This window comes from Streptomyces sp. NBRC 110035 (genome assembly GCF_000829695.1).
Taxonomy (GTDB): domain Bacteria; phylum Actinomycetota; class Actinomycetes; order Streptomycetales; family Streptomycetaceae; genus Streptomyces.
This window is the reverse complement of record NZ_BBNN01000045.1, coordinates 49,159-61,490: the sequence shown is the minus strand read 5'-3', so window position 1 is coordinate 61,490 and position 12,332 is coordinate 49,159. Positions and strand designations below refer to the sequence as shown.

General features: G+C 72.5%; 12 protein-coding genes and 1 pseudogene. 5 read left to right on the top strand and 8 right to left on the bottom strand.

Annotation, left to right across the window (positions count from 1 at the left end):
* On the bottom strand, window positions 1-443 hold a 443-nt coding region (locus TU30_RS28615), incomplete at its 3' end, for a transposase (RefSeq protein ID WP_234308009.1).
* Between the two features lie 641 nt (window positions 444-1,084).
* A pseudogene (locus tag TU30_RS37750) lies at window positions 1,085-1,505 on the bottom strand (IS5/IS1182 family transposase); the annotation flags it as partial.
* Between the two features lie 759 nt (window positions 1,506-2,264).
* Between TU30_RS37750 and TU30_RS28610 the strand changes: the two are divergent.
* The gene (locus TU30_RS28610; RefSeq protein WP_042175430.1) at window positions 2,265-2,966 is read left to right on the top strand and encodes a GPP34 family phosphoprotein; all 702 of its coding nucleotides are present in this window, start codon (window positions 2,265-2,267) and stop codon (window positions 2,964-2,966) included.
* Here TU30_RS28610 and TU30_RS28605 read toward each other — a convergent pair.
* Both TU30_RS28605 and TU30_RS28595 read right to left on the bottom strand, forming a co-directional pair.
* A complete protein-coding gene (locus TU30_RS28605) occupies window positions 2,956-4,032 on the bottom strand; it encodes a hypothetical protein (RefSeq protein WP_052479949.1) in 1,077 nt (358 codons plus the stop codon). The genes TU30_RS28610 and TU30_RS28605 overlap by 11 nt on opposite strands.
* Window positions 4,025-5,002 (bottom strand): LLM class flavin-dependent oxidoreductase, encoded by a 978-nt coding sequence (locus TU30_RS28595; RefSeq protein WP_370626726.1) that lies wholly within the window; start codon window positions 5,000-5,002, stop codon window positions 4,025-4,027. The genes TU30_RS28605 and TU30_RS28595 overlap by 8 nt, the downstream gene beginning before the upstream one ends.
* Window positions 5,003-5,067: 65 nt before the next feature.
* On the opposite strand from TU30_RS28595, the gene TU30_RS28590 reads away from it, so the two are divergent.
* Both TU30_RS28590 and TU30_RS28585 read left to right on the top strand, forming a co-directional pair.
* Window positions 5,068-5,340, top strand: a complete 273-nt coding sequence (locus TU30_RS28590; protein ID WP_042175384.1) for a helix-turn-helix transcriptional regulator — start codon at window positions 5,068-5,070, stop codon at window positions 5,338-5,340.
* Window positions 5,337-5,804 carry a hypothetical protein gene (locus TU30_RS28585; protein ID WP_042175382.1) on the top strand — a complete coding sequence of 156 codons (468 nt, stop codon included), beginning with the start codon at window positions 5,337-5,339 and terminating at the stop codon, window positions 5,802-5,804. Before TU30_RS28590 ends, TU30_RS28585 begins: the two co-directional genes overlap by 4 nt.
* 101 nt (window positions 5,805-5,905) lie before the next feature.
* Here the strand turns inward: TU30_RS28585 and TU30_RS36245 are convergent, their stop codons facing one another.
* On the bottom strand, window positions 5,906-6,085 hold the full coding sequence (locus TU30_RS36245) for a hypothetical protein (RefSeq protein WP_042175381.1): 180 nt from the start codon (window positions 6,083-6,085) through the stop codon (window positions 5,906-5,908).
* A gap of 196 nt (window positions 6,086-6,281) precedes the next feature.
* On the opposite strand from TU30_RS36245, the gene TU30_RS28575 reads away from it, so the two are divergent.
* Both TU30_RS28575 and TU30_RS28570 read left to right on the top strand, forming a co-directional pair.
* A complete protein-coding gene (locus TU30_RS28575; RefSeq protein WP_158719385.1) occupies window positions 6,282-7,565 on the top strand; it encodes a pitrilysin family protein in 1,284 nt (427 codons plus the stop codon).
* Window positions 7,562-8,878 (top strand): pitrilysin family protein, encoded by a 1,317-nt coding sequence (locus tag TU30_RS28570; protein WP_042175377.1) that lies wholly within the window; start codon window positions 7,562-7,564, stop codon window positions 8,876-8,878. Before TU30_RS28575 ends, TU30_RS28570 begins: the two co-directional genes overlap by 4 nt.
* Before the next feature lie 369 nt (window positions 8,879-9,247).
* Here the strand turns inward: TU30_RS28570 and TU30_RS28565 are convergent, their stop codons facing one another.
* The 3 genes from TU30_RS28565 to TU30_RS28555 all read right to left on the bottom strand — a co-directional run bounded on the left by TU30_RS28565 (window position 9,248) and on the right by TU30_RS28555 (window position 12,317).
* The gene (locus TU30_RS28565; protein WP_052479948.1) at window positions 9,248-10,537 is read right to left on the bottom strand and encodes an ABC transporter permease; all 1,290 of its coding nucleotides are present in this window, start codon (window positions 10,535-10,537) and stop codon (window positions 9,248-9,250) included.
* Window positions 10,534-11,463 carry an ABC transporter ATP-binding protein gene (locus TU30_RS28560; protein ID WP_042175375.1) on the bottom strand — a complete coding sequence of 310 codons (930 nt, stop codon included), beginning with the start codon at window positions 11,461-11,463 and terminating at the stop codon, window positions 10,534-10,536. The genes TU30_RS28565 and TU30_RS28560 overlap by 4 nt, the downstream gene beginning before the upstream one ends.
* 71 nt (window positions 11,464-11,534) lie before the next feature.
* The gene (locus TU30_RS28555) at window positions 11,535-12,317 is read right to left on the bottom strand and encodes a bifunctional 2-polyprenyl-6-hydroxyphenol methylase/3-demethylubiquinol 3-O-methyltransferase UbiG (RefSeq protein ID WP_042175371.1); all 783 of its coding nucleotides are present in this window, start codon (window positions 12,315-12,317) and stop codon (window positions 11,535-11,537) included.
* Window positions 12,318-12,332: the final 15 nt, after the last annotated feature.

Below are 12,332 nucleotides of genomic sequence, written 5' to 3'. Positions count from 1 at the left end.
ACCGTCTCCAGCCGGGTCAGGTCGCGCACCGCGGCCAGGACGTGGGTGGAGTCGGTGCGCTGTGTGGTGCGCTCGCGCACCAGACCGGCGTCCTTGAGGCGGGCCAGCGCGAGGTCGAGGAGGCGGTCGGCGCGGTCGCCTTCGGTGAGACGTTCGCGGAAGTCGGCCAGCACGCTGTGGTGGAAGCCGGGATCGTCCAGCTCCATGGCCATGGCGTACTTGAAGTCGATGCGGCAGCGCACCGCCTCGGCGGCCTGCCGGTCCGACAGACCGAGCAGGAACTGCAGCACGCACACGGTGGCCAGCTGGGCGGGCGAGAGGCCCGGACGCCCGTCACGCGGATACCAGTCGGCGAAGTCCTCGTCGCACCACAGCCCGTCCAGGCGGTCTCTCACCCACATCGCCGTCGTACCGGCCGGGTTGCTCGCCCGCGCGGTCTGCACGGTCAGAGGCGGGACTTGCTCACCGGAACGAGGACGGAGCGACAACGGACACCTCGGCAACATGCATGGGCTCTTGGAACATCCCGAGCATGCCCGCCGCTCACGTCGGCGCACCGGAAAACTTCAAGATCCCCGACAGAGTCAAGCTTAGGCAACGGAGTTTGCACAGCAGGCGCCAGCTCTTGCTTGTGGCCATGGGCTGTTCGGCGAGCGCGCGGATCTTGCGTGCGAGCGGTCGATGGCTTACTGGCCGACGAAGCGGCCGCATGGTGCTGCCGGCGCGCACGCCAGAGCGAGCGAGACCCAGACAAGCTCACCCGGGACACAACGACGCCCCTGCTCGCCCAGATACGCCCCTTCACCCCACAGCCGCCGCGATGCCCTGCTGCCTCTGGTCGGCCGGGGCGACTGGCTCTGTTCACATCGCGGAGTTCTGGCACCACTTCTGTGGAGCTATGCCGACCAGGCTTCTGCCCGCCTCGAGTCAGTCTTCTGACCCGCCGGTTCCCGTCGTGCTCCGGACTCGGACACCGCGCTTCCTCTCGGCACCACAGAAGCCATACCAGAGCCTAATCTCGGGAACAAAGCCACCGCCCCCTCGCCCCCAACCGACCGCCTACCCGGTCAGGTTGAAAAGGCTCCCTGTCGGCGAAGCGTCCGACGCCGGCTGTGGTCAGGGCGTCGAGGATACTGTTGGTGCGGGCGGCCTTCGTGGACTGTGTCGGGCAGCGCGGGCGAGGCCCACAGCAGTCGCCCCGCTGGACCGGTGATGAACTGCACGTTCGTGCCGTGCTACTTGCGTTCCGCGGAGTAAGGGACGGTCGACGGCGACCCGGTCGATCGGCACAGTGTCCCGTCCAGCGCGACGAGTGCCTAGGTTGGCACGAGGGCGGCCAGGGCGTCGATGGCTCCGGCGACGTGCCGGTATGCGGTTGGGACGCCGACACCGAACCCGGCGGCGCACGGGGCGTAGGTGTGGCCGCAACGCGGGTGGGACAGGACAAGCAGAGCCTGACGGCACGCGCCACTCCCGGGACGCAACCTGAGCCGCCTATCGCCGCGGAGGAACAAAGGCCGACTTCCAGCTCACAGCCCCGGCCCGCCACGCTGCCCTACATCGAGTGAAGCCGAGAGAGCCTCCGTCAGCCGTGGGAGTGCTCTGGGACTCTTCTGGGACTTTCGGCTTCATCAAGTGGCACGAGCGCGAAACGACTGAAAGACCATTTCCCCAGGTCAGCACCCCAATCCCGCTCATCGTCGCAGGTCAACGAGCTGGCTGGTCTCTTCCGGGACATCTGAGAATCTTCAGAAGCAACACCGCTACATCCCTCCTGACCTGTGCGTATGCGGGCCAGGAGGGGGTTCGGCCTCGCCTGTGGGACTTCTCAGGGACTCTTGGGCCGGGCCGGGAGACCGTCGGCCTCAGGGGCTGGGGGGCACACTGCCCGGCACGCCACGTGGCGCGTCACCGGAAGGACCGGGGCAGCGCGGCCGACGGAAGGTCACGGGCCCGACGTGTCCGCCCCACAGGCCACGCCGACGGCTGCGACCCCCGGCAGCGGTGACGGGGCCGGCCTCCGCGCCCCAGCGCGTCTGCGTCCTCGGGCCGGCCGGCGAACCCTCCGGCCTCACCGATCCGGTGGGGCAGGACGGCGTCGGCACGGCCGCGTCCCGGTGACCGGAGCCGGTGACCGGGATCGGCCGCGCGGGACCGGTGGTGCGGGAACGGCGGTGCGGGTAGGTGCGTCCCAGAGGGCAGGGGTGAGGATCTTCCTCACCGACGACCGGCCCCACCCGGACACCGAAGGAACGGACACAGCGATGGAACCCCCCACGGCAACCTCCACGGAGACCTCCGGGACGGTCCCGGCCACCCTGGGCGAGCAGCTCCTGCTCCTCTCGCTGGACGACGAGTCCGGCACCGCCAAGGAGTCGGCGAAGGTCGCCCCGGCGATCGCCGCGGCCGCGCTGGTGGAACTCGCGCTGGCCGGCCGGATCGACGTGACCGGCGACGAGGTCACCGTCGTCGACGCGACGCCGCCGGGCGAGCCCGCCCTGGACGCCGCGCTCGAGGCCGTCGCCGGCAAGGAGAAGCCGGGCAGCACCAAGGACTGGATCAACCGGCTGAAGACGGACGCCGTGGCCCGGGCGAACGCGGGTCTGATCGGGAAGGGGCTGGTCCGCGAGGAGAAGAAGAAGGTGCTCGGCCTCTTCCCCGTGCGCCGCTACCCGGAGGCCGACGGCTCGGTGGAGGCGGCGGTACGGCAGCGCCTGCACGCGGTCGTCCTGCAGGGCGCGGCGCCGGACGAGCGTACGGCGAGCCTGGTGGCCCTGCTGCACGGGGCGAAACTGCACCGCCTGGCCTTCCCGGGCGCCGACGGGCGCCGGGTGGAGGCGGCCATGGAGTCGGTCTCACGGGGCCGGTGGTCCGCGACGGCGGTGCGTCACGTCGTGAAGGCCGCGGAGGACGCGCTGACGGCGATCATCGCGGTGACGGTGACGACGACGGTCGTCACGAACTGACGTTCCCGGGGGCCGTGCCCCACTGGAGAGCGGGGGTGCCGTCCTCGGCGAGCGCCTCCGCCAGCAGGTCGCAGTAGTGGCGCAGGTCCTCGTGCCAGCCGACGAACGACGCGAAGTCCCGCATGTGGACGGCGAGTCGGAGTGTGGCCGCGCGTTCGGTGCCGGACGGGAGGGCGGTGACGCCGGCGGTGCCCGTGCCGCCCGCGTAACCGGAGAGCAGGGCGTGCGCCGCCGCCGGGTAGTCGACCGGTGGTCCCTGCCCGGCGGCGCCGAGACCGCGTGCGGCGGCGGCGCGCAGTTCGTGCAGCTCCCCGAGAATCCAGCCGAGGTCGAGGGCCGGGTCGCCACCGGTGACCTCCTCGCCGGTGAGCAGGGCGGCCCGGCCGCCGGCGGCGGAGGGGACCAGCCAGCCGGTGCTCGGCGCGCCGTGCAGCAGGACCGCGCCCGACCCGCCGGGTGGTTCGTTCGCGGCCTCGGACCAGTCGGTCAGGCGGGCCCACAGCGAGGGGCCGAGCCGGGTGCGGGCCAGTGCGCGCAGCCGGGTCGCTCCCGGGGTGCTCTCCTCCTCCACGGCCCAGGCGCGAAGCCGCCGCAGGCCGGGGTGGGGCGGCCGCTGCGGGAAGTCCCACGGCTCCCGGTGCAGCCGCCGCAGTGTCCTGCCCGCGTCCGCCAGCGCGCTCACCGTGAGCCGGTGGGCGGCGCTGTCGCCGGAGGGCAGCAGCCGGGCCACCGAGACGGCGCCCTGCACTCGGTACAGCACGCCCTGGCGCGCCTCACCGTCCGGCGGCGGGCCGCCGGCCCACTCCCCCAGGGCGAGCCGGGCGCCGGGCCGGCCGTCCGCCGCGTCACCGTCCGCCGCGTCACCGACGGCCGTGTCTGCCCGGCGCAGGGCCGCCTCGACCGCCGCCGCGGGAAGGCGCTGCGGACGGGTGTGGGCCGGCCCGGGTGCGCGCAGCCAGCTGAAGGCCGTGCCCCCGTGGTGTCGCACGGTGATCCGCAGATAGCGGGTGCCGTACTCGCGCACGGTGACCGGTTCCGCTTCCCGGGCGGTGACCGGCTCAGCCACCGTGCCGCCGCCGGACCGCCTCGATGATCTCCCGGGCGTCCCGCAACGCCGCGTCCCGGCCCTCGGTGAAGAGCACCCCGCCGCAGTTGAGGATCACCTCGTCCACCCCGGCGCCCCGGTACTCGCCGAGGCGGGCGGCTATGTGGTCCGCCGAGCCGAACACGTAGGTGCCGCTGTCCACCAGGGCGGCGGCGCCGGCCCTCGGGTCGGACGGATCGGCCCGCACACCGGCGCGGCGCAGCATGTCGGTGTAGTGGTCGGCCGCCAGATGCCCGGAGGCGGCCGTGTGCGCGAGGACGTACGGGTCCCGGCCGCCTCGCTCCACCGCGACGTGGACGACGGTCGCGACGCGGCAGCGGGCGTCCCGGTCCTTGGCGCCTTCCTCCAGGGCGGGCAGCAGGGTCCCGGCGACGTATCCGGGCGGGGTCATCCAGGTGATGGCGACGTCCGCGACGCCGCCGGCGGTGCGGGCCATGTTGGGGCGCAGCACTCCCACGCCGACCTCCACGCCCGGGTGGTCCATGGGGATCAGCCGCCCCCGCAGCGCGTGGTAGTCGCCCGCGTGGTCGACGATCTCCCCGTCGAGCAGCGAACGGACCGTGCGCAGGTAGTCGGCGGCCATCGTGCGCGGGCTGGGACAGGTCCGTCCGTTGAGGCTGCGCACGAACGCCGGTGCGCCGACGCCGTATCCGGCCACCACCGTCCTCCCGGTCAGCAGGGCGAGGGAGCGGGCCTGCAGGGCGGCCTCGTAGGGATGGCGCAGCGGCATCAGGGTCACGCCGGTGCCGACGGGGACGCGCACCCCGGCGCCGGCGAGGTGGGCGAACGCCTGGTGGGTCTCCACCTTGAGCGACTGGCCCGTCCACAACCGGCGCGCGCCGGTGTCGCGCACCAGTTCGGCGAAGGGCCACAGGGCGTCCGGGGTGTCGGGCATGTTCGGCACGAGCACGCTCGGGAGCACGTCGGTCACAGGTAAGCCTACCTTCCCGTAGCTGTTTCTTGACGAGCTGTTGTGTTAGCACTACATTTCCTCGCATGAGCCCAGTGAGCCATCGCGAGGGAATGCCGATCTACAACCAGCTGAGAGTGCTGCGCGCGGAGCGCGGTCTCAGCAGGGTCGCGCTGGCCGAACTGGTGGAGGTGCACCCGCAGACCATCGGCGCCATCGAGCGGGGCGACTACTTCCCGAGCCTCGATCTGGCCTTCCGCTTCAGCGACGTGTTCGACCTTCCGGTCGAAGCGATCTTCAGTCGTCGACCCTTCACCCCGCTGTCTGCCCAGCTGTACAAAAAGGAGGAACGCACGTGAGCCGGGAAGGTTCCGACGTGACGACGGGCCCGGTCCGCAGCCCCATGCGCCCCGTGGCGCTCTCGCTCTGCGCGCTGAGCGCCGCCATGGTGGTGCTCTCACTGGTCTCGGACGGCAACGCGTTCTCCGACTCGTGGTGGCTCGTGGGATTCGCCCTGTGGCTGCTGCTGTGGGGCGTGCTGCGCTCGATGACCCGGGGCGTGGCCGAACGGCCGGTGGCGGGACTGGACGAACGCGAGCGCGGGCTGCGCGACCGGGTCTCCTTCATCGGGTACCAGTGCGCGATCGCCTCCGGCATGGCCGTCGTTCTGCTCATGGTCGTCTTCCAGAACGCCCCCGGGGTGATCGAGCGGATGCCCGGGCTGCTGACCACGCTGATGCTGACGTCGTCGGCGCTGCCCTCCATCATCCTGGGGCTGTCCGACACGGGCGTCGAGGACTCCGAGTCCTACCAGGACGAGTGAACCGACCGCCGGGAACCGGCGACCCGCTATCGTGCGACAGGGCGGGTGCCCACCGATTGCGGCGGTGGGCACCCGCCCTGCTTCTCAGCGGATCACGCGATTCAGCAGGAGTGGTCGAAGGTGTTGTCGATCGACACCGCCGAGACGGCGGACGCGGCGGAGATGCACGCCTGCGACGAGGTGGTGATGGTGATGGTGGCGCCCGGGGCCTCGACCGCGGGAACGATCTCGTCGGCGGCGGCGTAGGCGGAGTAACCGGCGATGAGGGACTCGGTGTTCATGTTCACTCCCATGGGTGTGAGCGGAATCGGATGGTGACCGGATCGACGATTTCGGTGATCACGTTCTCCGGCCGTGCCAGAACCATTTCCCGGCCGGTGTCGCGATGGCAATGGAGTTGGCCGCATGCGGACACTGGCCGTTATCGGTCAACTCCCGCCGTTGAGTGGGAGGTTGCCTCGGCCTATGCTCGCCCGGGTGATCCGGACTCAGTTGCGCCGCCTGGAATTGGACAATGGTCTGCGGGTACTGCTGGCACCGCATCCCGTCGGCGCCTCGGTCGGCCTCGCGGTGCACTACGGCGTCGGTTTCCGGACCGAGCCCGAGGAGCACACGGGCCTCGCGCACCTCTTCGAGCATCTTGTCTTCCAGGGTGGCCGGGGTGCGGCGCCCGAGGGCTATCTGCCCCGGCTCCAGCGCGCCGGCGGTGTCGGTGACGCCAGAACCCGCCAGGACGTGACGGTCTACTACGCCGCCGCGCCGGCCTCCGCCGTGGAAATGCTGCTCGCGCTCGAAGCGGACCGAATGCGCGCCCCTTGCCTTTCCGCGCGGACCCTGCGCACGCAGACCGCGGTGATCGACGAGGAGATCCGCCTCATGGTGCGTAATCGTCCGTACGGCGCATTCCCCTGGGTGCTGCCGGGCGCCCTGCATTCGCGCCCGGAGAACACCAGGGACGGTTACGGCGAAACCGCCGATCTCGCGGCCGTCGGCATTCCGCGGTGCGAAAGGTTCTTCGCCGACCACTACGGGCCCGGAAACGCCGTGGTGACACTGACCGGCGCGTTCGACCCGGGGTCGGCGGAGCGTCTCGTGCGCGGCCACTTCGCATCCGTGCCGGCGCGTCCGTCGGTGGCCGCGCCGGACACGCACGAGCCGTCACCGGATCGGGAGCGGCGGCTGACGGTCGCCGACCCGCACGCCGGGACGCCCGCCGTGGCGGTGGGTTACCGGATGCCGGACCCGGTGACCGAGCGCGCCGACTACCTCGCGCACCTGGTCCTGGCCGCGCTGCTCGGCCAGGGCAGACAGGCCCTGCTGCGTCGCGGGCCGGCCGCCGCGCAGGTGACGAGCCTCTCGGTGGGCTGCGGCCTCTTCGGGCTGCCGCTGGACACGAAGGGGCCCGATCTGCTGACACTGTTCGCCGTGCACGAGCGCGGCGCCGAGGACGTCCTGGCCGCGCTGGACGGCACGCTGGAGACACTGGCGAAGGACGGGGTCGACCCGGGCCTGCTGCGTGCCACGACCGCGCGCTGGGCCGCGGGGGCGCTGCGCGAACTCGGCGATCCGGGCACCCGGGCACAGCTGCTCGGCCTGCGCGAAGCACTGTTCGGCGAGGCCGAGTTGACGCAGACACTGCCGGAGCTGGTACGGAGCGGGGTGACCGGGGAGCAGGTGAGCCGGGCCGCCGCCCGGCTCGCTTCCTCGCACCGGGCGGTCGTGCGCTTCGTACCGGCCGGGGTACGCGGGAGGGCGGCGTGACCGGGGGCTCGGGGCCGGGCCCCGCGGGCGGGCGGCTGCCGCTGCCCGACGTCGACACCACCCTCCTCAACGGACTGCGTGTGGTGGTCTGTTCGGCCCCCGTCGTCCCCGTCGTGGAGATCCGCCTCACCGTCCCGTACACCGCACGGGAAGCCGGTGAAGTGACCCGGTGCCAGCTGCTGGCCACGACCCTGCTGCGGGGGACCGCGCACCGGGACGCGGACGCCCACGACGCCGCTCTCGCCGCACACGGCGCCACCCTGGACGCCGCCGCGGACGCGCACCGGTTCACCTTCGCCGGGCACACCATGGCCGACGCCCTGCCCGACGTGCTCGCCCTGCTCGCCGAGACCGTCCGCGAGCCGCGGCTGACGGAGGACGCCGTCCGCCCCGGACGCGAGGCGCTGGTACGCCGTATCCGGCTGGCCACCCACCAGCCGGCGGCCCTCGCGCAGCACGCGCTGCTGCGGCGGCGGTACGGCGACGGGACCGCCGCCCTGCGACAGCCGTCACCCGGACCGGCAGCCGCCTGCACACCGGACGACCTGGCCGCACTGCACGCGCGGCATCTGGGCGCCCGGGGCGCGGTGCTCGTGCTGGTCGGTGACCTGCGGCCGAAGGACGCCGTCGCCGCGGTCACGGACGTCTTCGGGTCGTGGGAGCCGGGGCCGGCGGGCGACGGGTCCGACGCGTCGTCGTGGTTCGCGGGCGGACCGCTGCTGTGGGTGGACCGGCCCGGCGCCGTCCAGAGCGTGATCCGGCTCGCCGCCCCCGCGCTGCCCCGCACGGACCCGGGTTACCCGGCCCTGCATCTCGCGCAGTTGGTCTTCGGCGGATCCTTCGCCTCCCGGCTGGTCGCGTGCCTGCGGGAGGAGAAGGGGTACGCCTACCAGCTCGGTTCGGGCGTGGAGTCGGTGCCGGGGGCCTCGACGCTGATGGTCGAGGCCGACACCGCCGCCGAGCACACCGCGCCGGCCCTCGCGGTGATCAGGGCGGAGCTGGAGCGCATGGCGGCCGAGCCGCCGTCGGCGGGGGAGGTGGACGCCGCCCGGAGCTACGCGGTCGGCTCCACCGCTACGGCGATGTCCTCGCCGGGCGCGCTGGCGTCCGGTCTGGCGAACCTGCTGCACGTCGGTGTCGGTTCGGACTGGCTGCACAACTGGGGACCGCTGCTGGGGGGCGTACCGCACGACGCGGTCGTCGAGGCGGCCCACCGGTTCTTTTGCCCCGCCGGTTTCACGGGCGTGGTCGTCGCCGACGAGGCAGCGGTGGCACCGCTGCGCCGGGGTGCCACCGGCGAACTCGGCTTCTGACGGATCGAGGGGGCTGTGCCCGCGCGTGGTCCACGCGCGGGCACAGCCCCCTCGGGGACGTGCGCCGATCGGGCGGGTCAGCCCCGGCTCTTCTTGATCCCCGCGATCACGGCGACGGCGAGGGCGATGGCGATGACGATCCAGAGGGTGGTGCTCATGAGGTACTCCTCAGTTGTCGGATGGCCCGGCGGGCCGGGTGGGTGTGGTGCGAACAGGGGTGGGGGACGAAGAACCGGAGTGGGGGACGAAGGACAGGAGGGGGAGGTGACGGACCGGAGCGGGGAGCGACGGACAGGAGCGGGCGACGGGCAGGAGCGGGCGACGGGCAGGGAGCGACGGACAGGAGGCGACGGGCAGGGGGCGGCCTCCTCAGCGCAGCCTCAGTGCCTCGGCGAGCGGAACCCTGGAGCCGCTGCGCAGCACGCTGTTGGCGTACATCCGCCCGGCGACCCGGGTCATCGCGGCCAGCGCGGCGGCCGCCAGGGCCAGGGAGAGGGCGATCTGCCAGACGGGGGCGGTACCGAGCAGCATGCGGGCCGGCATCAGGATCGGGCTGAGCGGCGGTACGAGCGACAGCCACTCGATCAACGGGTCGTGCGTGTTCTTGCTCAGCAGGGCTATGCCCAGCACGAACGGCGTGGTGATGAGCAGCATCACCGGTTGCACCACCCCCTGGAGGTCCTCCTGCCGTGAGACGCGCGCGGCCGCCGCGGCCAGCATGGCGGCGAAGAGGAAGAAGCCGAGCAGGAACCAGACACCCAGCGTCACCAGGGCCCCGCCCGGGGCGGTCGGCAGGGTGACGGTGCCGGTGCCCTGCGCGAGGGCCACCGCCGCGCCGCCGAGCAGCACGAGCTGGGTGAGACCGGCCACGGCCACCCCGATCAGTTTCCCGGCGAGGAGCTGCCAGGGGCGAATGGTGGAGAGCAGCAGCTCCACGACGCGGCTGGTCTTCTCCTCCACCACGCCCTGCGCCAGCATGATCCCGTAAAAAACGAAGAAGAAGTACAGCAGACCGGTGGAGGCGAGGATCAGCGCGAACTGCTCGGCCGCGCTGTTCTCCGAGGAATCCAGGGCGTCGACCTGCACCGTGGCCGAGGCCACGCGTTGCCTGAACTCCACGGGGTCCACGCCCGCGCGTTCCAGTTCCCTGGTGGCGCGTTCCTCGGCGGCCGCGGCCCGTATCACGGCGAGCAGGTCCTCGTCGGCCTCGTGTTCCACGGACAGGGTGAGCTGCCCGTCGGCTCCGCCGCCGATCACGGCGGAGAGTTCCCCGTCGCGCAGGAGCCGATCGGTGCGGTCGCCCTCGACGGGGACGAACTCGAAGTCACCCGTCTCCTCGGCCACCGCGGCGAGCGCCGGGCGCAGCGCCGAGGCCTCTCGTTCGACACCGACCCTGGCCGGCCCCTCCTGGGCGACGACGACGACCAGGGCGTAGGCGGCGAGCCCGAGCAACAGCCCCAGGGTGCTCAGGACGAAGGACTTCGTCCGCATCCTGCTGCTGATCTCCCGCCGGGCGACCAGGCCGACCGCCCTGCGGGCCGACAGCGCGCCGGGGCCGGCCTGCGGGCCCGCGGTGTTCCGGTCCGAGGCGGGGTTCCGCTCCCCGTCCGGTGTGTCGCGGCCGGTGGCTCCGTCCGGCGTCCGTGTCGTCGCGCTCATCGCTCACCGCCCCCGGGCCGCTCGTCCGTCCCGGTGACCAGGTCGCGGTACAGCTCGGTCAGCGGCGGGTGTTCGGACACGAAGGCGGAGACCGGCCCGGTGGCCAGCGCCGCGTGCAGCACCCGCTGGTCGTCCGCGCCCTTCGCCAGGCGAAGCCGCGTACGGGTGCCCTCGCGGCTCACGACCTCCACGCCCGGCAGTCCCGCGGCCCAGTTCCCGTCCGCCTCCGGGGCGTCGACCAGCAGCCGGCGGCCGGCGTTCTCGCTCAGCTCCCGGACCGTCCCGCAGGCGATCAGCCGCCCGCCGCCGACGATGCCCACCCGGTCACAGACCCGCTCGACCAGCGACAGCTGGTGGCTGGAGAACATGACGGGCACTCCGTCGGCGGCCCGCTCGGCAAGCACCTCGCGCATGACGTCCACCGCCACCGGATCGAGCCCGGAGAACGGTTCGTCGAGCACCAGCACCCTCGGTCCGTGGACCAGCGCGGCGGCCAGCTGCACCCGCTGCTGGTTGCCGAGGCTCAGGTTCTGGACCTCCTCGGACGCGTGGGGGGCGAGCTCCAGCCGCTCGGTCCACCGGTCCGCCGCGACCCGCGCGGCGGCCGGTGACAGGCCGTGCAGCTCCCCGAGGTACCGCAGGTGTTCGCCGACCTTCATCCGGGGGTAGAGGCCCCGCTCCTCCGGCATGTAGCCGAACTGCCTGCGGGCGTCGAAGCCGACCGGGCGGCCGAGCCAGCGCACCTCTCCCGCGTCGGGCGTGAGGACTCCGAGGACGATCCGCATCGTGGTGGTCTTGCCGGCCCCGTTGCTTCCCACGAAGCCGAACAGCTCGCCGGCGCGGATGTCGAAGGACATGCCGTCCACGGCCCGGCGTCTGCCGTAGCTCTTCCGTACGCCATCGACCTCCAGCGTCGGCCCAGCCATGTCACACACCTCCCGATGCAACGCGTTGACTCACTGGAGTATTGCGTTAACACAACATCCCGTCAAGTTAGTCACACGCTTTGGCGCTCCACCACATAGACGTGTTTCTCCGCCCGGTCCGTGACCGGGCTGCGGTCCCAGTCGGCCCAGCGGCCGGTCACCCGCAGTCCCGCGAGCCGGGCCATCACGTCGAACTCGGCGGGCCAGGCGTAGCGGCTGACCTCAGGCACCTTCCGCAGCCGGCCGGACTCCATGATCGTGTGGACGACCAGGACGGACTGGAGCGACTGGTTCACCTGGATCGTGTCGAGCAGCAGCGCGTCCGGCGCCGGATGGCCGACCCGGGTCGTCGCCTCGGTGAGCCGGTGGTAGACCTGCGGGTTGTACGTCTCGAAGACCGCGGCACCGCCGTCCGCGAGCGCGTCGTGGATGCCGCGCAGGCAGTTGATCTGCTGCTCCTGGGTGGGGAGCATGAAGAAGGTGTTGAGCGCGGTGAGGACGAGGTCGTACCGCTCCTGGACAGCCAGCGCGCCGAAGTCGCCCACCGAGGTGGTGACCTCGCCCGTGGGGTCGTTCTCGTGGAGTTTCGCCAGCATCGCCGGGGACGCGTCCACGCCGTGCACCCGGTAGCCGTGCCGGGCCAGCGGGATCGCCAGCCGCCCGGTGCCGACCCCCAGTTCGAGCAGCGACGCGGGGGCGGGGCGCAGCTCCCGCAGGAAGGCGACCAGGGAGTCGACAGCCGGCCCCGAGGCGGGGTAGAGCGAGTCGTAGACGTCCGCCAGCGACTCCCCGTACGCGCTGCTGTCCTCGGAGGCCGCCCGCTGCCGGGTCTGCCGGGGTGTTTCGGTGGTCATGCGTACCTCCGTGAG

What these genes read in the sequence shown, in the direction of transcription:
- TU30_RS36245 (WP_042175381.1), bottom strand. Translation starts at nt 6,085, where the DNA reads ATGAACACCGAGTCCCTCATCGCCGGTTACTCCGCCTACGCCGCCGCC.
- TU30_RS28555 (WP_042175371.1), bottom strand. Translation starts at nt 12,317, where the DNA reads ATGACCACCGAAACACCCCGGCAGACCCGGCAGCGGGCGGCCTCCGAG.
- TU30_RS28560 (WP_042175375.1), bottom strand. Translation starts at nt 11,463, where the DNA reads ATGGCTGGGCCGACGCTGGAGGTCGATGGCGTACGGAAGAGCTACGGC.
- TU30_RS28565 (WP_052479948.1), bottom strand. Translation starts at nt 10,537, where the DNA reads ATGAGCGCGACGACACGGACGCCGGACGGAGCCACCGGCCGCGACACA.
- TU30_RS28590 (WP_042175384.1), top strand. Translation starts at nt 5,068, where the DNA reads ATGAGCCCAGTGAGCCATCGCGAGGGAATGCCGATCTACAACCAGCTG.
- TU30_RS28610 (WP_042175430.1), top strand. Translation starts at nt 2,265, where the DNA reads ATGGAACCCCCCACGGCAACCTCCACGGAGACCTCCGGGACGGTCCCG.